A 22,745-nucleotide genomic window follows, 5' to 3' on the forward strand; every position below is an offset into this window, starting at 1 on the left:
TCCGTTCGTTACCAGGCAGCCAGCCATGTCCGCTCTGTTCTCGCCCTTCACGTTGCGCTCGGTCACGCTGCGCAACCGCATTGGCGTCTCGCCCATGTGCCAGTACTCCAGTGTCGACGGGTTTGCGACCGATTGGCATCTGGTCCACCTGGGGGGCTTCGCCACCGGTGGCGCCGGCCTGGTGATCTGCGAAGCCACGGGTGTGTTGCCCGAGGGACGCATTTCGCCGTACGATCTGGGCATCTGGAAAGACGAGCACGTGCCCATGCTGCAGCGCATCACTCACTTTGTGCGCGCACAGGGGGCGGTGCCCGGTATCCAGTTGGCCCACGCCGGTCGCAAGGCCAGCACCAGGCGACCCTGGGAAGGTCAAGGGGCCGTGTCAGCCGAAGACGGTGGATGGCAGGTGGTGGGGCCAGATGACGTGGCCTATAGCGCCAGCTATCCGCAGCCACGCGCGATGACCGAGGCAGACATCGCGCAGGTGGTAACGGCCTTTGCTGACGCCGCACGCCGTGCCCTCGCAGCAGGGTTTGTGGTGGCGGAAGTCCATGCGGCGCATGGCTACCTGCTGCACCAGTTTCTCTCGCCGCTTGCCAACTCCCGCACCGACGCGTGGGGCGGCTCGCTGAGCAATCGCATGCGACTCACGCTCGAGGTCTCGCGCGCCGTGCGCGCGGTATGGCCGGAGGATCTGCCCGTTGTCGTGCGCATCTCGGCCACGGATTGGGCAGAGGGCGGATGGAGCATCGACGAGAGTGTCACGCTCAGTCGCGAGCTTGCCGCGCTTGGCGTCGATTGCATCGACGTATCATCGGGCGGTCTCACGTCGGCGCAGCAGATCGACGTCAAGCCCCTGTACCAGGTGCCGTTCGCACGGCGCATCCGTGCCGAGGCTGCCGTGCCCACGGCAGCGGTCGGTCTCATCACCGAGCCGCAGGAAGCCGAACAAATTGTGCGCGATGGTGACGCAGACGTGGTGTTGTTGGCGCGGGAGCTACTGCGCAATCCGCGCTGGCCACTGGAGGCTGCCAACCAACTCGGCGAGGACGGCCCCTGGCCCGATCAGTATCTGCGGGCGCGGCGTCGGCGATAAGCCCTCGGCAGGGCAGCGGCAGGCCAGCGCTGGGCCGCCGGCGGCCTTGGCAACCCTGAAGGCTCCGGTCGGTGACACAGTCGTATCCTGGCCACGCTGTGTGTGGCCGCGCGTCACCATCAGCCCCAGCCTACCATGCGCCGCTTTCTTTTCATCGCCGCCGCGTCGGCGTTGTGCAGTGTGTCCGCTTCCGCCCAGTCTGCTCTGTCCGTGTCCGCCCTCCTCGGCAAGTGGAACGCCGAGTGGGAATTGGGTCGCGTGGTGGAGAACGACGTGGTCACACCGGTCATGGCCAGTGGAGTCATCAGCATCGAGTCCCGGGGCGACTCGCTGGTGGCCAGCATTCTCGTCACCAAGCGCAGCGATGGACGCCCGGCGCCGACCAGTCCGGTGACACTGAGCGGCAAGGCCGCCGCACGCGGCGCCGAGTTTGTGCAGAAGCAAACCGTGCGCATGAACCTCAACGGCGAAGAGACCACACGTGAAGTTACGGTCACGTGGACATTGAACGCCAACGGCAATGAGCTCCGTGGCAGCATGCTGCGCGAGATGCCCTTCGTCAGCGCGACGCCGGCCCCCTCGGAGATCAAGGGGACCAGGGCCAGCTGACGAACAGTATCTGACCTCGGTCAGATACTAAGGGTCAGGGTGCGACGCCGCCGAGTTGGCAGATGTGTTCCCACTCGGCGGCGCTGACTGGTACGACGGACAGTCGGCTCACCTTGATCAGCGCCATGTTGGCGAGCGCCGGGTCCGCCTTGATGTCGGGCAGCGTAACGGGTGTCTTGAACTTGGCGACGGCCTTCACGTCCACCATGAACCAGGTCGGGTGGGCGGGATCGGAGTCTGCGTCGAAGTAGTCGTGCGAAGGGTCGAAGGCGGTGTGGTCCGGATAGCCTTCCTTCACGATTTCGCAGATGCCCACAATGGCCGACGGCTCGGCGTTCGAGTGATAGTAGAACGCACGATCGCCCTTCTTCATGCCGTCGCGCAGGAAGTTGCGCGCGCCACTGTTGCGCACACTGTCCCAGCAGGTTGTATGCTTGGGCGCAGCCACCAGGTCGTCGTATGAAAAGACATCCGGCTCGGACTTGATGAGCCAGTACCGCCGCTCGCCCTTGGTGCGTGGCGCGAACACATGGGCCCACGCGCCCTTTTCGTAGGGCGCGGACTTGGGAACCTTCTTTTTTGCGGGCATCAGCGCACTCAGTTCATGCAGCAGCTGCTGGCACCGCAGCCACCCATGGGCGCGGCACCGCGCGAGCCACCGGGTGCGGCACAGGCGTCGGCGCTATTCGGCATGAAGGTCACCAGTCCACCGCTCAGCACGCGCCGCACCGGGACCGGGCGTTCAGGGTGTTGGGTGAGCGGTGCGTCAGACATGGACTGCCGCAGTTCAAAGCGCTCGACGGGTTCATCGGGCGCGGCGGGAATCGTTTCGTAGACGTAGATGGGCATGGGACTAAATTACTGCATCATGAGTGAGTTCTGGAACGCGCGATTCGACACCCCGGAGTACATCTTCGGCACGGCTCCCAACGCCTTTCTGGCGGCACAGGCACACCGGCTGCGGCCCGGCCAGCGTGCGCTGGCTGTCGCCGACGGCGAAGGCCGGAACGGGGTGTGGCTCGCCGAGCAGGGGCTCGAGGTGCATGCGGTGGAGGTGGCGCCGAACGCCATCGCCAAGGCCAGACGTCTGGCGACCACGCGCGGCGTGACGGTGCAGATCGAGGAGGCCGATGTGCTGACCTGGGATTGGCCGGAGGCCGACTTCGATGTGGTGGCCGGCATTTTCTTTCAATTCGGCCAGCCGGCAGAACAAGCGCAGATCATTGCCGGCATGAAACGGGCGACGCGCGCCGGTGGTCTGGTGTTGCTCGAGGGGTACTCACCACGACAACTGCAGTATCAGACCGGCGGCCCCTCGAACCCGGCCCAGCTGTGGACCGAGGATCTGTTGCGCGCATGGTTTGCGGATTGGGAGATCCTGCACCTCATCGAACACGAACCGATCCTCAATGAGGGCCGCAAGCACGTTGGGCGCTCGGCCGTGGTGGATGCGGTCATGCGACGTCCGGAGTAACGGCTAGGCGAGGTGGCGGCGGCGCGACGAGGCGGTACATTCGCGCATGCTCTCCACCACCCGCACTCTCCTCGCCCCGCGGTACGGTTGGTCCTCGCGTGCGCAGTCGGCCACGCTGGCCTTCTGGGCTGTGGCACACCTTGCCCACGCGCGGGTTGTTCATGCACAGGGCGCGTCCGGACAGCGCACGTCAGTGCAGCCCGCGACGGCTCGCGCATTGCCCGGTGTGCTGCCGCGCATGGCGCTGCCACCGTCAGACCTCGTGGCAGCCAGTGATCGCGTATTTGCGACGTGGAACACCACGCAGTCGCCCGGTTGCGCGGTCGGCGTGGCGCGCGGCGGCACGGTATTGCTCGAACGCGGCTACGGTATGGCCGATCTGGCAGGCGCGCGCGCCATCACCCCGGGTACCGTGCTCGAGTCGGGCTCGGTGGCCAAGCAGTTCACGGCCACGGCGGTGCTGCTGCTGGCCGCAGACGGCAAGCTCTCGCTGGACGCCGATGCCCGCACCTGGCTCCCTGAGCTGCCGGTGTACGACCGTCCCATCACCGTGCGGCATCTGCTCACACACACGAGCGGTCTGCGCGAATGGAGCAACCTCGTAGCCTGGCAGGGCTGGCCGCGTGGCACGCGGGTGCACACGCAGCCTGACGTGTTCGCCCTCATCACCGCGCAGCGCTCGCTCAACTACCCGGTTGGTGCGCACTACTCGTACACCAACTCGGGCTTCCTGCTGCTGCGCACGCTCGTGGAGCGTGTGGCCGGGCAGTCGTTCAGCGACTTCACGCGCACGCGCATCTTCGAGCCGTTGGGCATGCAGCACACGTCCTGGCGCGACGATTACACGCGCGTGGTGCCGGGGCTGGCGCAGGCGTATCGCCGGGTGGGGAACACGTGGCGACTCGACATGCCCTTCGATCACATCATTGCGGCAGGGGGCCTGTGGACCACGGTTGGTGACTGGCTGCGCTGGAACGAAGCGCTGACCACGAAGGCTCTGGGCTCCGCCGTGACCGACTCGCTCACGCGACGCATGCGACTCAACAACGGGCTCGACATTGCCTACGCGCTGGGTGTGACGGTGGAGCGCTACAGGGGCACCACGGAGATCGCGCATTCAGGGTCCACGGCCGGATACAGCACGTATCTCGCGCGCTATCCGGAGCTCAACAACCTGTCCATCGCCGTGCTGTGCAACGCGGCCGGTGCGTCGGCCACGGCCTACTCACATGCCCTGGTGGATGCGCTGCACCCCGAGTTGCCGCGCGCCTCGGCGCCCGACACAGTGCCACTCGATACCCCGGCGCTGCTGCGCTGGCGCGGCTTGTATGAGGACACCCGCTGGCACACGGTAACACGTCTCGATACGGTGCGCGGTGTGCTGCGACTTGGCGAAGCACCGGTGCGTGCCCTGGCTGACGGCACGCTGCAGGCGGGCAACCTGCGCGTGCGCCCCACCATGGACAGCGATGGACGCACGCCCACGCTGCGCTTCGTGACCAGCGATGGCGATTCCGTGGTATGGCGTCATCGCGCCGAGCAGCCGTGGGCGCCGACCGCCGCCGAACTGGCAGCACTGGCCGGTCGCTATCACAGTGACGAGATCGGGACTACATGGTTCGTGACGGTGCGTAACGACCGTCTGGTCGTGAGTCCTCGCGCAGGCGTTGAGCGCACGCTCATTCCCACGTTTCGCGATGCGTTTGCCAGCCCCGGCGAGGCCGTGTGGTTCTCGCGTGACCGCCGCGGGCGCGTGACCGCCATGCACCTCGGCGCCGCACGCGCCTGGGACTTTGTGTTGACACGCGTCCCGTGATGCGCATCGCGTAACGCGTCTTCCCTGACTTTGCTCCTTTCCCCGCTGCCATGTCCGCTGTTTCGATGTCTCCTGTTGTGCTCATCACCGGTGCGGCCACGGGCATCGGCGCCGCCTGTGCCCGTGCCTTTGCCGCACGCGGCTGGCGAGTGGGCATCGCCACCCTGCCGTCCACACTCGGCGACGCGGAGGACGTGGCCGCGGCCTGCCGTTCGCTGGGCAGCGAGGCGCTGGTTCTGCCGCTCGATGTCACCGATGACGCGGCCTGCCGCGCTGCCGCCGCACAGCTCGAGGCGGCGTATGGGCGCATCGACGGGTTGGTGAATTGCGCCGGCGTGACACGGTTCATTCCGCATCACGATCTCGAGGCGCTGCCGTCCAGTGAGTTCACGCGCACCAACGACGTGAACGTCATGGGGACCTTTCACATGATCCGCGCCTGCCGTGGTGCACTCGAGCGCAGTGGTCGCGGGGCGATCGTGAATTACTCGTCCATTGCGGGTCTGTCCGGTGTGGGGTCGTCGGCGGCGTATGCCGCCAGCAAGGGCGCCGTCATCAGCCTGACGCTCTCCATGGCGCGTGCGCTTGCGCCGCACATTCGCGTGAACGCCGTCGCGCCAGGGTATGTGGCGGGTGGTTTACCCAGCCGGGTTCTCGACCCTGACGCACTGGCTGCGGTCGAAGCGCGCTATCTCGAAACCCAACCACTCAAGCGGTTGCTGGTGCCGGACGAAGTGGCTGCGCTCACGCTGTTTCTGATCGATGGCCCCGTCGGCATTACCGGCGAGACCATCCGCATCGACAACGGCCTGCATCTCAACGGCTGATGCACGCCCCCGCCACGCATTGATCATGACCACACCCACGGCCGCACGCATCGCGTTCATCGGCACCGGTCTCATTGGCACGCCCATGGTGGAACGTCTGCTCGAGTGCGGACGCGAGGTCGTGGTGTGGAACCGCACGCGCGACAAGCTGGCACCGCTGCTGGAGGCGGGAGCGCAGGCCGCCACGAGTGCCCGCGATGCGGCGCAGGGCGCCGCGCTGGTATGCCTCTGCCTTACCGACACGACCGCCGTGGAGGAGGTCGTGTTTGGTCACGACGGCCTGGTGACGGTGCTCGGCGCGCAGCATCTCATTGTCGACCTGTCCAGCATTGCTCCCGACGCGACCCAGCGCATGGCCCAGCGCCTGCAGGCGGAATGCGGTGCGCATTGGCTGGACGCGCCGGTATCCGGCGGCACGCCGGCAGCACGCAAGGGCACGCTCATCGTGTTTGCCGGCGGTGAGGCGACCGATATTGAACGCGCGGCCCCCGTGTTCGATGCGCTCGCCCAACGCGTAACACACATGGGTGGACACGGCGCGGGTCAGCTCGCGAAGAGCTGCAATCAGCAGCTGGTGGCCTGCAACCTCATGGTGATCGCCGAGATGCTGGCCTTTGCCGAACGCAGCGGCGTGGATGCGTCGCGGCTCCCGGCAGCGCTGGCGGGTGGCTGGGCCGATTCGCTACCGCTGCAGGTGTTTGGTCCGCGCATGGCTGGCAACGTGGACAAGCCGCGACTTGGTGCGGTCTCCACGTTCCGCAAGGACATCGAACAGGTGGTGCGTTTGGCGGAATCAGTGGGCGCCGACATTCCCATCACCTACGCCGCGCTGAGCGAATATCGGCGCGCGATCGTGGAAGCCGAGGTAGGTCCCGATGCCGACGCCTCGCGCCTCATCCGCTTGCGTCGCGCCACGAGCTCCGCGTCAGATTCATGACGAGACCGCGTCGCTTCCGCTCGCAGGCCATTCATGAGGGCGTCGTGCGCGCCGTCACGCACGGATTTTTCGAGGCGCTGGGGCAGGATGCCGACGAAGTCGCGCGCCCGCACATCGGGGTGTTTCACACGGGCGGCGAGATGAGCCCCTGCAACCTCGGGTTGCGTGAGCAGGCCCAGCACGCGCGCATGGGGGTGTACGCACACGGCGGCATGCCGCACGAGTGTCCGGTGGTATCGGTGAGCGACGGCCTCAGTGTGGCGCATCGCGGCATGCGCTACTCACTGGTGTCGCGTGAACTCATTGCCGACAGCGTGGAGGCCAGCACCGAGGGCCATCAGTGGGACGGAATCTTTGCCATTGGCGGCTGCGACAAGAACCTGCCCGGTCTCATCATGGGCATGCTACGCTGCAACGTCCCGTCGGTATTCATACATGGCGGGGCCACGCTGCCCGGTCACTGGCAGGGCCGCGACACGCATGTGGGCGAGACCTACGAAACGATTGGTCGTGTGCTGGCCGGTGAAGCGAGCGAGGCAGCGCTGCGCGCGCGGGCGTCGGCTTGCATTCCCACCGCCGGGGCCTGTGCGGGACAATTCACGGCCAACACGATGGGCATGGTGGGTGAGGCGCTGGGCCTCTCGCCCATCGGCTCCAGTACTATACCGGCGGTGTACAGTGCGCGCGCGCCCATGCTGCGCCGCGCGGCGGCCGCGCTCATGCGTGCGGTCATGCACGATGCGCCAAAGCCACGCGATATCGTCACCCGCGAGGCGCTGGAGAATGCCTGCGCGGCCGTGAGTGCGACGGGCGGCTCCACCAACGCGGCATTGCACCTGCCGGCCATTGCGCGCGAAGCGGGTATTGAGTTCACGGTGCATGATGTGGCGGCCGTGTTTGCGCGCACCCCGCTCATTGCCGACTTGCAGCCGGGCGGACGCTTTCTCGCGCGCGACCTGCACCACGTGGGTGGTGTGGGGGTGGTCTTGCGCGCGCTGCTCGAAGCGGGGCATCTGCATGGTCATGCCCTCAGCTATACCGGGCGCACGCTGGCGGAGGAATTGTCGACCTGCGCCGCGCCCGACGGTGAGGTGGTGCGTGCGGCAAACAACGCCCGCTCCGCAGACGGCGGCGTGGTGGTGCTGCGCGGGTCGCTGGCACCCGATGGTGCGTTGCTCAAGGTGGCGGGCCTAGGCACGCTCGTGCACCGAGGACCGGCGCGCGTGTTTGAATCTGAAGAGGACGCGCAGGCGGCCGTGGTGGCGCGTCAGTATGCGGCCGGCGAGGTGCTGGTCATTCGCAATGAAGGCCCGCGCGGTGGGCCCGGCATGCGCGAAATGCTGGGCATCACGGCACTGTTGTACGGGCAGGGCATGGGACAGCAGGTGGCACTCGTCACCGACGGCCGCTTCAGTGGGGCCACGCGTGGGTTGTGCATTGGCCACGTGGCACCCGAAGCTGCCGTTGGCGGGCCGCTGGCCGCCGTGCGCAACGGCGACATCATTGCCATTGATGCGCGGCCCGGTGTGGCGCGTATTGAGCTCGAGGTTGGCGAGGCCGAACTCGCGGCGCGATTGGCGTCAGTGCCGGATCGTGCGCAGCCGGTGGCGAGTGGCGTGCTGAGCAAGTACCGGCAGGTGGTGGGGCAGGCGGACCGAGGGGCGGTGACGCACTGAACAAACTCAAGACTCCAAACCTGAACCCAGAACTCAAGACTCAGGCGTGTCCGGTCTAGAGTCGGCGGGTGTTCGGTAAGTGAATATGCGGTGGTCACTTAGCCGCGCGTTGGGCGTGTATCGATTTCAATTTGATCGGTAAGTTCGAGGCCATCCCAATTCGGCGGGGTGGCCTGTGAACGTTGGACGCACGGTGTTTGCGCAGTTGATGGACCTGGTGCCATTGCGCGCGCTGCATCGGTGTGCCGCGCGCTATGGTGGGGATCGCAAAGTGCGCACCCTGCGATGTTTGGATCAGTTTCTCGCCCTCGCCTTTGGGCAACTGACGTATCGGGAAAGCTTGCGCGATGTGTGCGTGTGTCTCGACGCGTTGGGCGCCAAGCGCTACCACATGGGCTGGCGAGCCCCGGTCAAGCGGAGTACGCTGGCCGATGCGAACGAGCGCCGCGATTGGCGCATCTTTCGCGACTTTGGCGAACATCTGATCGCGCTCGCCCGCCCGTTGTATGCCGGCGACGCGTTGGGGTCGGCACTGCGGGGGTCGGTCTTTGCGTTGGACGCGACGTTGATTCGCCTGTGTCGCAGTGTGTTTCCATGGGCGACCTATCGGCGCACCACGGCGGGCATCAAGCTGCACACGGTGCTGGAGTTGCGGAGTCAGCTGCCCACGATTGTCCGCCTCTCACCTGGCCGCGACAACGACATGACGTTCCTGCAGCATGTCGTGCCCGAACCCGGGGCCGTTTACTTGCTGGATCGCGGCTACATGGACTTCGCCGGCCTCTATCGCTTCACGGAGGCGCACGCGTTCTTCGTCGTGCGCGCCAAGCGCAATCTCGGGATGCAGGTGATGCGTCGCCGACGCCCCAGCGATCCCACCATCCGCGCCGATCACACGATCCAGTTCACGGTCCGCGCCAGTTTGCGCGCCTATCCGCGACAACTCCGCCTCATTCGCTATCGCGATCCCGAGACGGGCCGCACGTATCGCTTTCTCACCAATCACATGCAGCTCCCCGCCCTGACGGTGGTCAGCCTGTACCGGCAGCGCTGGCAGATCGAGCTGTTCTTTCGCTGGATCAAGCAGCACCTGCGCATCAAGGCGTTCTACGGCGAGTCCGAGAATGCGGTCTACACGCAAGTCTGGGTGGCCCTGGCGGTTTACGTCTTGGTGGCGCTCGCGAAGAAGCGCTACGCCTCGCCCCTCCCGATGCACGCCATCCTGCAAATCCTCAGTATTTCCCTCGGCGAGAAAGTCGAGCTCCAGCAACTACTTACGCCGTCGTTGCTGGAGCTCGAATCGCTTGATGTCGCTAAACAGTTGTCACTCTTCGACTTCTAACCGGACACGCCTGACTCAAGACTGATCAGTTTCGGGTTCTGTGTTCAGGTTCCGAGTAGTGGGTTGTTCAGTGTGCGCTGCTATCCCGCGCCGCCGCCGGCATCGCCGTCATGCACATGGCGTACACGTGGTAGCGCACCTCACCCGGCTTGAGCGGACGCCGGTCCTCCACCAGCATCTCGGCGTCGGTCATGAGCATGGCGTCGCCGTACACGTTGAACAGACAGTCCGCCTTGCCCTTGCGAAAGCGCAGTGCGCCTTCGTTGGGTGCGTCGCGCGGATCGGGCGTGCGCACCCAGCCCGTGGCGCGCACGCGCTCGTAGAAGTACACCGCTTCGCGCTGCACGCCCTGTGTGGTGGCCCCCGCTGCCGTGACCTTGCAGCCGAACTGCCGCTGCCGCGTACGCCAGTCGTTCACCGTATCCGGCTCCACCATGGTCTGCATGGCCCGATCGCCACGAAGAAAGGCGTCGGCGTCCACACACAGCGGATGTGCGGCAGGCGGCTGCGCGGAAGACGGCCGCGCTGCAAGGTGTGACGAACCGATGGCAGGCAGCCAGGCGGCGAGGAACAGAACAACCGAAGCAGGCGTCATATCCGCAAACTGCTGCAGGGGCCCGTGTCACGCCACGCCGCACGCTGTACATTCGACGCTCCCACTTCCTTCCCAGGACCTCTCATGCGGCTCTCCCGTTTCCGCCTGTCCACTCGCGTGGCTGTTCGCCCCCTGCCCCTGCTGGCCGGCACCGCGCTGCTGACCGCCGCCTGCACGACGCAGCGTTATACACCGGAGCGTGCCAGCGACGCGCAGCTCGCGCTCATCGAACCGGCAACCAGTGGTCGTGGTGGACCCAGCAACGACGACCACAGCGCGCACATGATGGCCAAGGATCTGATGGCGCCGTCGGTCACCACAGCGCCCGTCTTCCAGGACGCATCGCTTCCGCCCAGCAACGCTGCCGCCGCCGAACGTCTGAAGAACAGCCCGCGGCATGCCGAATGGGTGAAGTTCCCCTCAGCGCCGGGCTCGGCCGACTCGGTCATGGCCTGGGTCGTGTATCCGTTCAGCAAGACGGCGTCGCAGAAGGCCCCGGTGGTGGTCGTGGTGCATGAGATCTTCGGGCTCTCCACCTGGGTGCGCGGCGTGGCCGATCAGGTGGCGGCCGACGGCTTCATTGCTGTTGCGCCCGATTTCCTCTCGCGTGTGCGGCCCGGCGGCCCGTCATCCGTTGAGCTCAACTCGGACACGGCTCGCGCCCTGATCGGTGGCGTGAACACCGGCGAGCGCAATCGCATCATCATCGCCGCGGCCAACTACGCCATGACCCTGCCCAGTGCGTCGCCGCGCTACGCGGTCATTGGCTACTGCTGGGGCGGCACGACGGCCTGGGCGCATGCGGTGAACGGGGGCGTGAAGGGCTTCAGCGGGGCCGTGCCGTTCTACGGCGCGCCGTACACCAAGCCGGGTCGTCCGGCCACCGCCACAGAAGCCGCCGTGCCAGCTACGGTGGATGCCGATTCCCTGCGCAAGGTGACGCAGCCCGTGCTCATGCTGAACGGCACGGCCGACGCGCGCATTGCCGCGCTCATGCCGGCCATTGATTCGGTCATGAAGGCCAACGGCAAGACCTACGAGGGCATCAACTACCCGGGCGCCATCCATGGCTTCCTGCGCGCGCAGGGCGACCCGAGCCCGCGCGGCCGCAACCCGGCCGAAGAGGAAGCCAACATTGCCGCCACGAAGGACGGCTGGCCGCGCACCGTAGCCTTCCTCAGGAAGCAGCTGGGCGTCAAGTAACCGGCGTGGCGTGGCCCCGTGCGCGCTGCGGGGCCACGCGCGAGAGGACACGGAGCAAGGCGGCGCTTGGCTGCTCAGGCCCCAGGTCCTGCAATTGATCAGTGGGGCTTTCCATGTTTTCGCCGAGCGGCCGGTACACGCCCCAGCCGCTCTCCTTGCCAAAGAGCAGCATGTCGACGACCGGCACTCCCAGCGCGCCGGCCGCATGCGCGATGGACGTGTCAGGGGTGAAGACCACATCGGCCGCGCCGGCAATGGCCATGGCGCTGCGCAGGCTGCCGGTTGGAGCAATGCCAGCCCCGGTGAGTTCGGCCAGTTCCTCGGCGCGATCGCGTTCGTTGGGCGCGCACATGATGAGCACCTGGAGGTCTGGCCGGGCGTTGCGGGCGGCGGCAACCACAGCGGCATAGGAACTGGCCGGCCACCAACGCGCAGCCTTGCCGGCGGAGATGTTCACCAGCAGTCGTGTTGATGCGTTCTTGGTGATTTGCATCTGGCGCGACTTGTCGGCCTCCCAGACCTGCTCGGCGCCTGCCTGTTCGTCGCTGGTGAGCACCAGAACCGGGCTCAGGTCGAGCGTGGCGGCGTCCGGCCGGAACGGGGGGACCAACAGGGACAGGTGGTCCACGATGTGCGACTCGAGTGGCAGCGACGGCGTGGCCGGACTGAGGATGTGATCGAGCCCGCGGCCCCGTGTACCAACGCGCCGTCGGGCGCCAATAGCCAGCACGATGAGCAGAATGGTGACGGAGGGTGCGGTGGGCATGCAGTCCACCACCACGTCGTAGCGCTCGTGGCGCAACGTGCGCACGGCGGCGCGCAAATCGGCGAAGCGTCGGCGGTTGAGCACATGTACGCGCCGCACGGCGGGCTCCGCGGCGAGCACGGTGGCGTTTCCCGGCGCGGCGAGCACGTCGAGGACCGTATCAGGTGCGCCGCCGATGGCGCGGATGACGCCCGTGGACACGATCATGTCGCCGATGCGGTCGGGGCGCAGGAACAGCACGCGCTGCGGCCCTGGCACGCGCGGGCCCCGCGGCAAGCGGTCACTCAGCCAGATGATGCCGGCCAGCACACGAAAGAATCCGCGCCGCCAGGCGAGCTCGATGCCTTTGAGCAGACGCTGGAGTGGGGAGCGCGTATCGCGGCGCGGCGCGGCGGCCGAGGCCGGTTGAGGGACAGCGGAGTTCATGACGGAACGGAACGAGGGACGAACCGGTCGGCTCCGCCAAACGGCTGAGCCCCTAAGCCAGATATGATAGCGCCACGGTCCCGATGAGCACGACCAGGGCGTCCCAGCGCATCATGGGTTCGTGCAGCGACTGGTGGTCGGATGGATCCAGGTCGGAGGCCCGGATGGCAATGGGGTACTCGGCGGTGGTGGGGAACATGGGATCGGAATGGGATGGGTAATTGGAACAGCAATTGATACAATAAGAATTCGCAACCGTCGGTGCAAGTTGCCGCGATCCACAGCCGTGGGACGTGGGTTATGGGTTGTGTGTTCGAGTGGTTCGGGGGCGAGATCTCGTTTTCCACAACTTCCGGATAGCGCGGTGCCGCCGCTGCACCACGCACACTCAGAACCCATGGCGCACGTCCCAGAGCGGTGGACCGAGAACGCCCCGACTGCTTTTTCCGCCAAACCCCTACTTGTGCGTCGATAAGAGCAAACTCGTCTCCGTATTCGCCACCCCGCGCACTTTGCCAATCTGCCGTAGCACCTCGTCGAACTCCTGCAGCGTATCCGTCGCCAATTCCGCCACGATATCCCAGCGTCCGTTGGTCGTGTGCAGCGCCCGCACCTCCGGGTAGCCGCGCAGGGACTTGAGTACCGCGTCGGCGTCGCCTTCCGTGCGAATCATGGTGACCGCGCGTACGCGGTGCGTGCCGGCATCGGGTGCCGTGCGAACCGTGAAGCCGAGCAGCGTGCGTGAGGCCACGAGTTTGTCGATGCGGTTCTGCACGGTGCCACGTGACACTCGCAGATGTTTGGCCAGCGAGGCCACGCTCTCCCGCGCGTTCTGGCGCAGCAGAGCGATGAGTTGATGATCGAGATCGTCCATGGCGCAGGCAGGCGCGCGGAGAGTGAAACCGATACCGCCGGATACAAGAAACCCCGGCGGGTGCCGGGGTCTCCTGGTTTCCGAGGGCCGGAGCTTACCGATTGAGCGTGTTATCGAGCGCTGGCGCGCTCGTGCCAGTGGTGCCCATGGTCCCACGCGCGGCGATCGTATTGGTGCGGCCGTTGGTGAACGACACACCGGTGCGCGTGATGAGGTTGGTGGTGGACCCCGGCGCGCGCACGAAGAGATCGTACACGCCGTTCGGGATGGCCGTGAAGGCCCCACCTGCCTTGTACGCGACGCTGCCGCCGATCGCCACTTCCGTGCCCGTGAGCTGGTCGCGTGCAAAGAGCGCCATGGGTTGCGAGTTGGCGATGGCGTTCACGAAACGCACGTATCCCCGGGTGTAGTCAAAATCTTCGGGGAACGCGTCTTCGACGAAGAACCCGTCCATCGTCTTGGTGGCCGTGTTGTACGTACCGCTCGTGTAGAACGAGTAGTTCTTGTTGGCTTCGAGCGTACCCTGCACCGTGGCTACCGGCAGGTCCTTGTCCACGGTGGCGGTGATGCGGGCCGTGAAGGTGTACTGGCCCGGCTCGATGGCGGAGTAGAAGCCGCCAGCTGCCACGCCGCCGTAGCCCACGCCCACCGTCGACTCGACGCCGGTGCCGGAGGTCGTGGCAGTGAGCTTGCGGTCGTTGCCGTAGAAGTGCACCTGCGGGGCGCCGACACCGAAGTTGAAGAACTTGATGCGGGACGCCGGCAGGCTGCCGGTGATATCCTGCACCGCGTTCTTCTCACAACCGGCCAGCAGCGCGGCCGCGGTGAGCACCGTGGCCACCCGACCAACCATCGTACGCAAAGAAGAGAAAGTGGTCATGGTGGGTTACGGTTGAGTGATCCAGAGCGGCTTGGTATGGAAGTCCAGCGCGAGGCCGCCGATCTTGTCGAGCGCCGCACGGTTCCACACATACTCCGAGTTGAAGCGGGCGCGGATGCGCTGCGCAATCTTGCCGCCGTTGTCCGGGAACAGGTTGACTGGCAGCACGAAGCCCGGATACACCTGACGGCCGCTGGCCGGATCGATGTTGGTGTAGTTGTAACGCCGCATGTCCGTCCACAGCTCGACGTGCGCCCAGCCCCACTGCGCGATGTACTTCTGGCTCATGATGTGCGTGAGCGTGAGCTGTGACGCGCTCGGCACGATGTTCGGGTTGGCCAGGAAGGCATCCCGCTCGGCCGCCGTGATCTGCGTGGGCGTCTGGTTGTCGTCGCGGTTGCGGGCGTTCACAAAGTCGATGTGCGCCGCCACGCCATTGCGATAAGCCGCCAGGGCCGTGGCCTTGTCGCCCGCACGGTACGCCGCTTCCGCCTTGATGAACTGCAGCTGTGCGTAGGTCATGATGGGCAGCCGCGACTTCTCCGAGAAGATGTAGCGGCTGGGCAGGCCGAGGCCGCCCGCTCCCACATAGCCGAAGAAGTTCTGTGGCTGCTGCGCCGCGGCCAGACCGCCGAAGTTGAGCGTATTGATGTCCAGCCCGCGATACACCCCGTCCGGTGACGGTGAGAGCATGCGGCTCAGGCGCGGATCCACCGCGCCACCGAACTCGGTGCCATCCAGCAGGCCCACCACAAACCGCGTCTGACGGTAGTTCGTGATGTTGTTGCGGGTGCGGCTCCAGAAGTTGGTGTCGTCGTTGACCGTGCCCGGGAAGGCCAGCAGCGCGTCGTCGGCGTTGCTCGTGAACGACTTGTCCACGGCCGCAATGACATCCTGCGGCTTGTAGCTGGACTTGTTGCTGAAGTGGTTCAGGTTGAGCGCCAGCATGCCGTAGGCCAGCTTGAGCCACTTGGTGCGGTCACCGCCGTAGATGCGATCGGTGCGGCCCAGATACGCCGGATCCACCGCGCCATCGGTGCGCTCGAGGTTCTTGATGGCCTCACCCAGCAGGCGCTGGATCTCCTGATACGCAAACTCCTCGCTGTCGTAGTCGAAGGTGAAGCGCGTCTGGTCGAAGGCCTGCTTGATGATCAGCTCGCCGTGCACGTTGGTGAGCTGCTGCCAGCCCCAGGCCTTGATGACATAGCCCACACCCAGGAGGTCCCAGCGCTCCTCGGCTTCGGCCTTCTGCATCATGTCCACGAGGTTCTGGCCGATGTTCCAGTACACGTCGCGCCAGAGCTGGCCGCCGTTGTCACTGGAGGGATCGTAGCCCATCCGGTCCCAGGTGCTGAACGTGGTGCCCGGCAGATACCACTGCTGCGTGTAGCGGCCGATGAAGCGGCCGTCGAACTGGGGCGAGGTCACCATCCAGTGCAGCATCGGCGACAGATACAGATTGGCCGAGACGGTCTGGGGGGCGTTGGGATTCTCGTTGACGTCGAGGAAGTCGTCGCAGCCCACGGCGGACAGCGAGAGGGCGCCGACAAGCAGCGCAGCGGAAAGTCGCATCGTCTTCATCAGTAGTTCACCCGCAGGCTGAAGGCGATACCACGCGGAATCGGGAAGTTGCCGACGTCGATACCTGCCGCGCCGGAACCGCCCACAGCCGCGCTGTTGCCGTTCACGATCGGGTCGAGACCGGAGTAGTTGGTGAACACGAACAGGTCGGTCATCGTGAGCGCCACGCTGGCGTCACGGGCCTTGAGGAGCGAAGCCGGCAGCGCGTAGCGGATGGTCACGTCGCGCAGGCGCAGCCAGTTGATGTCCTTCTCGATGAACAGCTCTTCGGAAATGGCCGTGTAGTAGCCGTTCTGCACCGCCGGAATCACCACGATGCTGTTGCGCGTGGGATTGTCGCTGTTCTCGCGGCCGTCACGCAGCACGCCGTCGATGACACGCGGCTGATCGCGGTCGAGCGTGCGGTTGGTGAGACCACGCGAGGTGAGCAGCTGCTCGGTGCCGTTGAACACGTCGCCGCCACGGCGGATGTCCCACAGCATGGACATCGTGAAGTTCTTGTAGCGGACCTGGTTCGTGATGCCCATGGTCCAGTCGGGCTGGCGATCGTAGCCGGCGTCGATGAAGGCCGTCGAGCGCAGCGGCAGACCCGTGGTCGGGTCGATGAGCAGGTCACCCTTGTTGTTGCGCAGGTAGAACAGGCCCGTGAGCGAGCGCGTGGACAGACCGGGCTGCACACCATTGCGCACGTTGCCGTAGAGCCAGGTGTCCGACACGTACGACTCGGGCAGCTCGTTGGGCAGCTTGAGCACACGGCCGCGCGAGCGGTCGAAGTTGGTGATGATGTCCCAGCCGAAGTTGGCGCGGTTCACCATCTTGGCGCGGCCCGTGATCTCAAGACCCGTGTTGCGCGTGGAGGCGCCGTTCAGGTTGAACAGGATGAAGCCGGTACCATACGAACCACGGATGTCGTTCACGATCTGGTCCGTGGTCTCCTTGCGGTAGGTCGTGACGTCGAGACCGAGACGCCCACCAAAGAAGCCGAGGTCGGCGCCGTACTCGTACGACTTCGCGAACTCGGGCCGCAGGTTCACGTTCGGGCCCGTGAAGCCGTAGCCGTAGCCACCGCCCGTCGTGAGCTTGTACTCGAGCGCCGGCCGGAACGCGTAGGGCCGGGCGTCCTTGCCCACCTCGGCGTAGGCCGCGCGCAGACGCGCCGTGAGCGTCTTCTTGAGCTCCGGGAAGGCGTCATCCAGCACGAAGCTGGTGTTGATCGAGGGATAGAAGAACGAGTTCCGTTCGATGGGAATCGTGGACGTCCAGTCGTTTCGGCCGGCAACGTTCACGAACCAGTAGTCGGACCAGTTGAAGGTGGCCTGACCATACACACCCACCAGGCGACGCTGTGCCAGCGTGGTGCGCGGGGCGCGCATGCTGGTGTTGTTGATCGAGACGAAGTTCGGGTCGAGGAACTGCATGCCCTGAATGGCATTCACCTGCGACCGGTAGTCGTTGATCTGATTGCCCACCAGGCCGCTCAGCTTGAGACGGCTGGTCAGCTTGATGGGATTGATCTGAAGAATCGTCTGCGTGTTGATGCTGCGCGTGACGTCGGTCGCCACATCCAGCACGCCGTTGTTGTTGAAACCGGCGCCCGCCGACTCCGGATGACGCAGAATCAGGTTCTCGGCCGTGTAGCCGTCGGAGCCCACATTGAAGCGCAGGCTGCCCCACTTCACCGGCGTGAAAACGAATCCGAGGTTGGCCACCAGACGCTCGTTCTTGTCCTCGCGCCCGTTGCGGTTGATGGAGAAGTACGGGTTGTCCGTCTCACCACCGGCGGCGAGCTGCGTGATACGGCGGCGCTGGCCCGACGGCGTGAGGAAGTCCGAAGCCTGATCGGTCTGCGGCCAGAGCAGCAGGCCGATGAGCGGGCCGCCCACGCCGCCAATGAGCTGATCGTTCTTGGACTTCGTGTAGGCCATGGACAGGTCCACCTTGAGCCAGTCCTTGACCTGCGCGCCCGTGGCGCCCGTGAGATTGACACGATTGAGGCCGAGCGTCGGAATCACGCTCTCCTGATCGGTCATGGCCAGACCCAGACGGTAGTTGATGCGCGAGTCGGCGGTGGCACCACTGAACGTCAGGTTGTGCTGCTGCGACACGCCCGTCTGGAAGAAGCCGTCGACGTTGTCGTAGAACGTGGTGTTGGGCGCGTAGGGAGCGCCGAAGTACGAGAACGAGCCCAGCAGGTCACCGGCCTGCGACGTGGGTCCGTAGACGCGCTGCAGCTCCGGGCGGCTGCGCGTCTGGTCCATGCGGATGTTGTTGCTGTAGGTGAAGCCACCCGTGCCCGCCTGACCGCGCTTGGTGGTGATGACGATGGCGCCGTTGGCGGCATCAATGCCGTAAAGGGCCGCCGCTTCAGGCCCCTTCAGCACCACCAGGCTTTCGATGTCGTCCGGATTGATGTCGGCCGCACGGTTCGTGAAGTCGAGACCGCGATTGTTGAACGCGGTCTGCGACCCGGGCGCATCGGAGCCAAGCACATTCGTGTTGGTGGTCTTGTTGTCGAGCGGCAGACCGTCCACGATGACCAGGGGCTGGTTGCTGCCGGAAATCGAGCTCACACCACGAATGGTGATCGAGCTCGACGCACCAGGCAGACCCGAGGTGCTCGTGACTTCCACACCGGCCACACGACCCTGCAGACCGTTGATGAAGTTTTCGCGGCCGGTCTGCGCGATATCAGCGCCGGCCACCGTCTGCTGCGACACACCGAGACTACGCTGCACGGCCTGCTGGCCGAGCGCGGTCACGACCATGGCGTCGAGATTCGCCGCCGCCTTGTCGAGCATGACGTTGATGATGTTGCCGCTGCCGACGTTGCGCTCCTGCGGCAGGTAGCCAATCAACCGGTACTGCAGGGTCTGACCCACACTGACGCGGATGCTGTAGTCGCCGCTCGTGTTGGTCTGGGTGCTGGTATTGGTGCCCTTCACGATGACCGTGACACCGGAAAGGGGCACCCCAGCTTCACGGCTGACCTTACCGGTGACGACCTTGTCCTGGGCGACGGCGGGCGTCGTCCAGACCAGGGCACCGAGTAGCGCCGTGAGGACTCTGATTTTCATAGGAGGGAGTCGGTGGTGGGTGGGAACTGATAGGCCGACATTAGTCCGGCGGACCGGTAACTGTCAAATGCGTTGTTATGCATTCTGCCATTTCGTCTTGGCGTATTGCTCAGTATGTCGGACATTTTGTCATAATGTTGTGCTTGTTGCTATCATGGGACGGGCCGTAAGCTAGAAGCATGGCGAAAAGTTCCGATTTCAGGGGCCCTCAGGCCTCCCAACCGATCCAGTTGATCGGGGTGCCCATGGACCTTGGCGCCAGTCGGCGTGGCGTCGACATGGGGCCATCAGCCCTGCGTCTGTCCAGCCTCGTCGCCCAGCTCTCGCGTCTTGGAACAACCATGCAGGACGTGGGCAACGTCACCGTTCCCGACCGGGAATCGCTGCCGGCCACCCCGGAGGCGCGCTTGGGCGCCATTACGGCCGTGTGCCGCGACCTGGCCGGCCGGACGGCCGCCGCCATTCGCGACGGATGCTGTCCGTTGGTGGTTGGTGGCGACCATTCTTTGGCGGCCGGCTCCGTGGCGGGCACCGCCACCGCGATGGCCGAGCGGGGACAAGCCATCGGCTTGCTCTGGCTTGACGCGCACGCCGACATCAACACGCCGGAAACGAGTACCAGCGGCAACGTGCACGGCATGCCCGTGGCTCACCTGCTGGGCCTTGGGTTTCCGCCACTCGCCCGCCTGGCGTCGGTATTCCCGGCGGTGCGGCCCGAGCACGTGGCCTATGTCGGGCTGCGCGACGTCGACCCCGCCGAACGGGAGACCATCCGCCGTCTCGGCATCCGCGCGTTCACCATGCGCGACATCGACGAGCGCGGGCTGCGGCAAGTGATGGAAGAGGCGCTGGACATTACCACGCGCGGCACGGCTGGGGTGCACCTGTCCTTCGACCTCGATTGGGTGGACCCGGCGGAAGCGCCCGGCGTCGGCACACCGGTACAAGGCGGCGCGACACGACGCGAGGCGCATCTGGCCATGGAAATCCTGCACGACCGCGGGGTCACGCTCGCCATGGACCTCGTCGAGCTCAATCCCATTCTCGACAGCCGCAACACCACCGCCGAGCTGGCGGCCGATCTGGTGGCCAGCGCCTTTGGCCGCCGCATTCTCTGACCCCGTCGGAGTCCCCACATGACCACCACCGCTGTGCACACCCACTCCGAACACGTCTCGGGCCCTTCAGACCGCACCGCATCACTCATTGCCCGCGAAGACGCATTTGGCGCCCACAACTATCACCCGCTCGACCTGGTGATTGCCGAAGCCTCGGGCAGTTGGGTGACCGACGTCGACGGTCGGCGCTATCTCGATTGCCTGAGTGCGTATTCGGCCGTGAATCAGGGGCACGCGCATCCGCGGCTGCTGGCCGCCATGGCGCGGCAGGCGTCGCGCGTCACGCTCACCTCACGCGCGTTCCGCAACGAACAGCTTGGCGCCTTCTGCGAGGCGCTGGCGAGGCGCTGCGGCATGGACATGGTGTTGCCCATGAACACCGGAGCGGAGGCAGTGGAGACGGCCATCAAGGCCGCGCGCCGCTGGGGCTATCGTGTGAAGGGCATTCCGCAGGACCACGCGCAGATCATCGCGTTTGCCAACAACTTCCATGGCCGCACCACCACGCTCGTGGGTTTTTCCAGTGAAGCGGCCTACCGGGCGGACTTCGGGCCGTTTGCCTCCGGCTTCACGCTCGTGCCGTTCGGCGATCTCGAGGCCGTGCGCCGCGCGATGACCGACCACACCTGCGCCGTACTGGTCGAACCCATTCAGTGCGAGGCGGGCGTGCTGCTGCCGCCCGAGGGCTTTCTGCGCGAGCTCTCCGCGCTCTGCCGCGCGCAGAACGTGCTGCTGCTGGCCGACGAGATTCAGACCGGTCTTGGACGGACCGGGGCCTGGTTTGCCTGCGACCATGACGGCGTGAAGCCCGACTTGTACGTGCTGGGCAAGGCGCTGTCGGGTGGCTGCTATCCGGTGTCGGCCGTGGTGGGCCGTCGTGACGTGCTCGGGCTCTTCGAACCGGGCTCGCACGGCAGCACGTTTGGCGGCAACCCGCTGGCCTGTGCGGTGGCCCTCGAGGCGCTGGCGGTACTGGACGACGAACAGCTCATCGCGCGCGCGGCTGAATCCGGCGAGTGGCTGGGTGCACAGCTGGCGAAGCTGGACCACCCAGCCATCGTGGCCGTGCGTGGCCGCGGCCTGATCTGGGCCATTGAGTTGCGCGAAGCGGCGCGTCCCTGGGCCGAAGCCCTGCAGCGGCGCGGCGTGCTGTGCAAGGAGACCCACGGCACGGTGCTCCGGCTCTCACCACCGTTGGCTACCTCCCGCGAGGATCTGGCCTTCCTCGTGAAACAGTTGCAGCAGGTTTTCGAGCAGCACCAAGCGGAATGAACTCAGAACCCGAAACTCCAACACAGAACCCGGAACTGATCAGTTTCGGGTTCTGTGTCAAGGTTTCGAGTCGTGAGTGATCGAATACCGAGTTGTGCGGTGGGTGATATTTTGCGTAACGCCCCTGATCGCTCACCTCGACACCGCCCATGTTCGAACCGCTGCCACTGCCCGCCACACCACCCCGTCTCCCCAACCGTGTGCTGGTGACCGGCGGCGCCGGCTTCATCGGCAGCGCCTGTGTGTGGGCACTCAACACCCTGGGCGTCGAGCGCATCGTAGTGACCGACCGCCTGGGCCGGGATGAGAAGTGGCGCAATCTCGTGCCGCTGCGCTTCGAGGACTATCTCGAAGCCGACGACCTGCTGCCACGCCTCGATTCAGGGGCGCTCGGCAAGTTCGATCTTGTATTGCACCTGGGCGCCTGCTCGGCCACCACGGAACTCGACGCCACGTTCCTGGCCCGCAACAACTTCGAATACACCAAGCAACTGGCACACTGGGCACTCGGCAAACACGTGCGCTTTGTGTACGCCTCGAGTGCGGCCACGTATGGCGATGGCGCGGCGGGCATGAGCGACATCGACAACAGCAATGCGGCGCTCTCGCGTTTGCGTCCGCTCAACGCCTACGGCTACTCCAAGCACCTCTTCGATCAGTATGCGGCGCGCGCCGGCGTGCTGCCGCGTCTCGTGGGGCTCAAGTACTTCAACGTCTACGGTCCCAACGAGGCGCACAAGGGCGACATGCGCTCGCTGGTGCACAAGGCCTACGGCCAGATCGAGGACAGCGGCGTGGTGCGGCTGTTCCGCTCCCATCGGCCCGACTACCGCGACGGCGAGCAGCAGCGCGACTTCCTGTATGTGAAGGACGCCGTGGCCATGACGCTGCATCTGGCCATGACCCCCTCGGCAGGCGGCCTGTACAACATCGGCAGCGGCAAGGCCAATACCTGGCTCGCGCTGACCTCCGCGCTCTTCGGGGCATTGGAACGGCCGCCGCAGGTCGAGTTCATCGACATGCCCGAGTCCATTCGTACCAAGTATCAGTACCACACACAGGCGGACATCGCCAAGCTGCGCGCAGCGGAGTACATCGCCCCGGTGACGTCGCTGGCCGATGCGGTGAAAGACTACGTGAAGGGCTATCTGCAGGGCGATCGCCGGCTGGGGGACTGAG

General features: G+C 65.8%; 21 protein-coding genes. 12 read left to right on the forward strand and 9 right to left on the reverse strand.

Translation table 11 applies throughout. The features are described from left to right. Nucleotides 1-25: 25 nt before the first annotated feature. Nucleotides 26-1,096: an NADH:flavin oxidoreductase/NADH oxidase gene (locus B2747_RS02515; protein WP_291156475.1), complete on the forward strand. Its 1,071-nt coding sequence runs from the start codon at nt 26-28 to the stop codon at nt 1,094-1,096. A 135-nt stretch (nt 1,097-1,231) separates the two neighbouring features. Next, a complete protein-coding gene (locus B2747_RS02520; RefSeq protein ID WP_291156477.1) occupies nt 1,232-1,705 on the forward strand; it encodes a hypothetical protein in 474 nt (157 codons plus the stop codon). Between the two features lie 34 nt (nt 1,706-1,739). On the opposite strand, the gene B2747_RS02525 is transcribed toward B2747_RS02520, so the two are convergent. Then, entirely contained in the window at nt 1,740-2,294 is a 555-nt protein-coding gene (locus tag B2747_RS02525) for an EVE domain-containing protein (protein WP_291156480.1), read from the reverse strand. Nucleotides 2,295-2,302: 8 nt separating this feature from the next. Beyond that, nucleotides 2,303-2,554 (reverse strand): FmdB family zinc ribbon protein, encoded by a 252-nt coding sequence (locus B2747_RS02530; protein ID WP_291156483.1) that lies wholly within the window; start codon nt 2,552-2,554, stop codon nt 2,303-2,305. A 19-nt stretch (nt 2,555-2,573) separates the two neighbouring features. On the opposite strand from B2747_RS02530, the gene B2747_RS02535 reads away from it, so the two are divergent. The 6 genes from B2747_RS02535 to B2747_RS02560 all read left to right on the forward strand — a co-directional run bounded on the left by B2747_RS02535 (nt 2,574) and on the right by B2747_RS02560 (nt 9,777). Continuing rightward, nucleotides 2,574-3,179 (forward strand): SAM-dependent methyltransferase, encoded by a 606-nt coding sequence (locus B2747_RS02535; RefSeq protein ID WP_291156487.1) that lies wholly within the window; start codon nt 2,574-2,576, stop codon nt 3,177-3,179. Nucleotides 3,180-3,225: 46 nt separating this feature from the next. Beyond that, a complete protein-coding gene (locus B2747_RS02540) occupies nt 3,226-4,995 on the forward strand; it encodes a serine hydrolase domain-containing protein (RefSeq protein ID WP_291156490.1) in 1,770 nt (589 codons plus the stop codon). A 50-nt stretch (nt 4,996-5,045) separates the two neighbouring features. After that, nucleotides 5,046-5,822 carry an SDR family NAD(P)-dependent oxidoreductase gene (locus B2747_RS02545; RefSeq protein WP_291156493.1) on the forward strand — a complete coding sequence of 259 codons (777 nt, stop codon included), beginning with the start codon at nt 5,046-5,048 and terminating at the stop codon, nt 5,820-5,822. Nucleotides 5,823-5,847: 25 nt separating this feature from the next. Continuing rightward, nucleotides 5,848-6,759: an NAD(P)-dependent oxidoreductase gene (locus B2747_RS02550; protein ID WP_291156496.1), complete on the forward strand. Its 912-nt coding sequence runs from the start codon at nt 5,848-5,850 to the stop codon at nt 6,757-6,759. After that, nucleotides 6,756-8,435 carry a dihydroxy-acid dehydratase gene (locus B2747_RS02555; RefSeq protein WP_291156499.1) on the forward strand — a complete coding sequence of 560 codons (1,680 nt, stop codon included), beginning with the start codon at nt 6,756-6,758 and terminating at the stop codon, nt 8,433-8,435. Before B2747_RS02550 ends, B2747_RS02555 begins: the two co-directional genes overlap by 4 nt. 175 nt (nt 8,436-8,610) lie before the next feature. Continuing rightward, a complete protein-coding gene (locus B2747_RS02560; RefSeq protein ID WP_291156501.1) occupies nt 8,611-9,777 on the forward strand; it encodes an IS4 family transposase in 1,167 nt (388 codons plus the stop codon). A 67-nt stretch (nt 9,778-9,844) separates the two neighbouring features. Here the strand turns inward: B2747_RS02560 and B2747_RS02565 are convergent, their stop codons facing one another. Then, a complete protein-coding gene (locus B2747_RS02565; protein WP_291156503.1) occupies nt 9,845-10,372 on the reverse strand; it encodes a hypothetical protein in 528 nt (175 codons plus the stop codon). An 84-nt stretch (nt 10,373-10,456) separates the two neighbouring features. Between B2747_RS02565 and B2747_RS02570 the strand changes: the two genes are divergently transcribed. Beyond that, nucleotides 10,457-11,575: a dienelactone hydrolase family protein gene (locus B2747_RS02570; protein WP_291156505.1), complete on the forward strand. Its 1,119-nt coding sequence runs from the start codon at nt 10,457-10,459 to the stop codon at nt 11,573-11,575. On the opposite strand, the gene B2747_RS02575 is transcribed toward B2747_RS02570, so the two are convergent. The 6 genes from B2747_RS02575 to B2747_RS02600 form a co-directional block, all read right to left on the reverse strand. After that, nucleotides 11,568-12,767 carry a glycosyltransferase family 9 protein gene (locus tag B2747_RS02575; protein ID WP_291156507.1) on the reverse strand — a complete coding sequence of 400 codons (1,200 nt, stop codon included), beginning with the start codon at nt 12,765-12,767 and terminating at the stop codon, nt 11,568-11,570. The two genes, B2747_RS02570 and B2747_RS02575, sit on opposite strands and share 8 nt — an antisense overlap. A gap of 52 nt (nt 12,768-12,819) precedes the next feature. After that, nucleotides 12,820-12,966, reverse strand: a complete 147-nt coding sequence (locus B2747_RS02580) for a hypothetical protein (RefSeq protein WP_291156509.1) — start codon at nt 12,964-12,966, stop codon at nt 12,820-12,822. A 258-nt stretch (nt 12,967-13,224) separates the two neighbouring features. Continuing rightward, complete coding sequence (locus B2747_RS02585) at nt 13,225-13,641, reverse strand: Lrp/AsnC family transcriptional regulator (RefSeq protein WP_291156511.1); 417 nt, start codon at nt 13,639-13,641, stop codon at nt 13,225-13,227. 94 nt (nt 13,642-13,735) lie between these two features. Further along, nucleotides 13,736-14,521, reverse strand: a complete 786-nt coding sequence (locus B2747_RS02590; RefSeq protein WP_291156514.1) for a hypothetical protein — start codon at nt 14,519-14,521, stop codon at nt 13,736-13,738. 6 nt (nt 14,522-14,527) lie between these two features. Beyond that, nucleotides 14,528-16,093, reverse strand: a complete 1,566-nt coding sequence (locus B2747_RS02595) for a RagB/SusD family nutrient uptake outer membrane protein (RefSeq protein WP_291156516.1) — start codon at nt 16,091-16,093, stop codon at nt 14,528-14,530. 8 nt (nt 16,094-16,101) lie between these two features. Further along, nucleotides 16,102-19,176 (reverse strand): SusC/RagA family TonB-linked outer membrane protein, encoded by a 3,075-nt coding sequence (locus tag B2747_RS02600; RefSeq protein WP_291156518.1) that lies wholly within the window; start codon nt 19,174-19,176, stop codon nt 16,102-16,104. A 179-nt stretch (nt 19,177-19,355) separates the two neighbouring features. On the opposite strand from B2747_RS02600, the gene rocF reads away from it, so the two are divergent. From rocF to rfaD, 3 genes are all read left to right on the forward strand, one after another. Beyond that, nucleotides 19,356-20,294 carry an arginase gene (gene rocF, locus B2747_RS02605; RefSeq protein ID WP_291156521.1) on the forward strand — a complete coding sequence of 313 codons (939 nt, stop codon included), beginning with the start codon at nt 19,356-19,358 and terminating at the stop codon, nt 20,292-20,294. Between the two features lie 18 nt (nt 20,295-20,312). After that, complete coding sequence (rocD, locus tag B2747_RS02610; RefSeq protein WP_291156525.1) at nt 20,313-21,566, forward strand: ornithine--oxo-acid transaminase; 1,254 nt, start codon at nt 20,313-20,315, stop codon at nt 21,564-21,566. 149 nt (nt 21,567-21,715) lie between these two features. After that, a complete protein-coding gene (rfaD, locus tag B2747_RS02615) occupies nt 21,716-22,744 on the forward strand; it encodes an ADP-glyceromanno-heptose 6-epimerase (RefSeq protein ID WP_291156528.1) in 1,029 nt (342 codons plus the stop codon). Nucleotide 22,745 lies beyond the last annotated feature (1 nt).

This window comes from Gemmatimonas sp. UBA7669, assembly GCF_002483225.1.
Taxonomy (GTDB): Bacteria; Gemmatimonadota; Gemmatimonadetes; order Gemmatimonadales; family Gemmatimonadaceae; genus Gemmatimonas.

Coding starts and splice junctions, on each gene's coding strand:
- B2747_RS02585 (WP_291156511.1), bottom strand. CDS start 13,641: ATGGACGATCTCGATCATCAACTCATCGCTCTGCTGCGCCAGAACGCG.
- B2747_RS02540 (WP_291156490.1), top strand. CDS start 3,226: ATGCTCTCCACCACCCGCACTCTCCTCGCCCCGCGGTACGGTTGGTCC.
- rocD (WP_291156525.1), top strand. CDS start 20,313: ATGACCACCACCGCTGTGCACACCCACTCCGAACACGTCTCGGGCCCT.
- B2747_RS02590 (WP_291156514.1), bottom strand. CDS start 14,521: ATGACCACTTTCTCTTCTTTGCGTACGATGGTTGGTCGGGTGGCCACG.
- B2747_RS02530 (WP_291156483.1), bottom strand. CDS start 2,554: ATGCCCATCTACGTCTACGAAACGATTCCCGCCGCGCCCGATGAACCC.
- B2747_RS02520 (WP_291156477.1), top strand. CDS start 1,232: ATGCGCCGCTTTCTTTTCATCGCCGCCGCGTCGGCGTTGTGCAGTGTG.
- B2747_RS02600 (WP_291156518.1), bottom strand. CDS start 19,176: ATGAAAATCAGAGTCCTCACGGCGCTACTCGGTGCCCTGGTCTGGACG.
- B2747_RS02595 (WP_291156516.1), bottom strand. CDS start 16,093: ATGCGACTTTCCGCTGCGCTGCTTGTCGGCGCCCTCTCGCTGTCCGCC.
- B2747_RS02515 (WP_291156475.1), top strand. CDS start 26: ATGTCCGCTCTGTTCTCGCCCTTCACGTTGCGCTCGGTCACGCTGCGC.
- B2747_RS02580 (WP_291156509.1), bottom strand. CDS start 12,966: ATGTTCCCCACCACCGCCGAGTACCCCATTGCCATCCGGGCCTCCGAC.
- rfaD (WP_291156528.1), top strand. CDS start 21,716: ATGTTCGAACCGCTGCCACTGCCCGCCACACCACCCCGTCTCCCCAAC.
- rocF (WP_291156521.1), top strand. CDS start 19,356: ATGGCGAAAAGTTCCGATTTCAGGGGCCCTCAGGCCTCCCAACCGATC.
- B2747_RS02545 (WP_291156493.1), top strand. CDS start 5,046: ATGTCCGCTGTTTCGATGTCTCCTGTTGTGCTCATCACCGGTGCGGCC.
- B2747_RS02565 (WP_291156503.1), bottom strand. CDS start 10,372: ATGACGCCTGCTTCGGTTGTTCTGTTCCTCGCCGCCTGGCTGCCTGCC.
- B2747_RS02535 (WP_291156487.1), top strand. CDS start 2,574: ATGAGTGAGTTCTGGAACGCGCGATTCGACACCCCGGAGTACATCTTC.
- B2747_RS02570 (WP_291156505.1), top strand. CDS start 10,457: ATGCGGCTCTCCCGTTTCCGCCTGTCCACTCGCGTGGCTGTTCGCCCC.
- B2747_RS02555 (WP_291156499.1), top strand. CDS start 6,756: ATGACGAGACCGCGTCGCTTCCGCTCGCAGGCCATTCATGAGGGCGTC.
- B2747_RS02550 (WP_291156496.1), top strand. CDS start 5,848: ATGACCACACCCACGGCCGCACGCATCGCGTTCATCGGCACCGGTCTC.
- B2747_RS02575 (WP_291156507.1), bottom strand. CDS start 12,767: ATGAACTCCGCTGTCCCTCAACCGGCCTCGGCCGCCGCGCCGCGCCGC.
- B2747_RS02525 (WP_291156480.1), bottom strand. CDS start 2,294: ATGCCCGCAAAAAAGAAGGTTCCCAAGTCCGCGCCCTACGAAAAGGGC.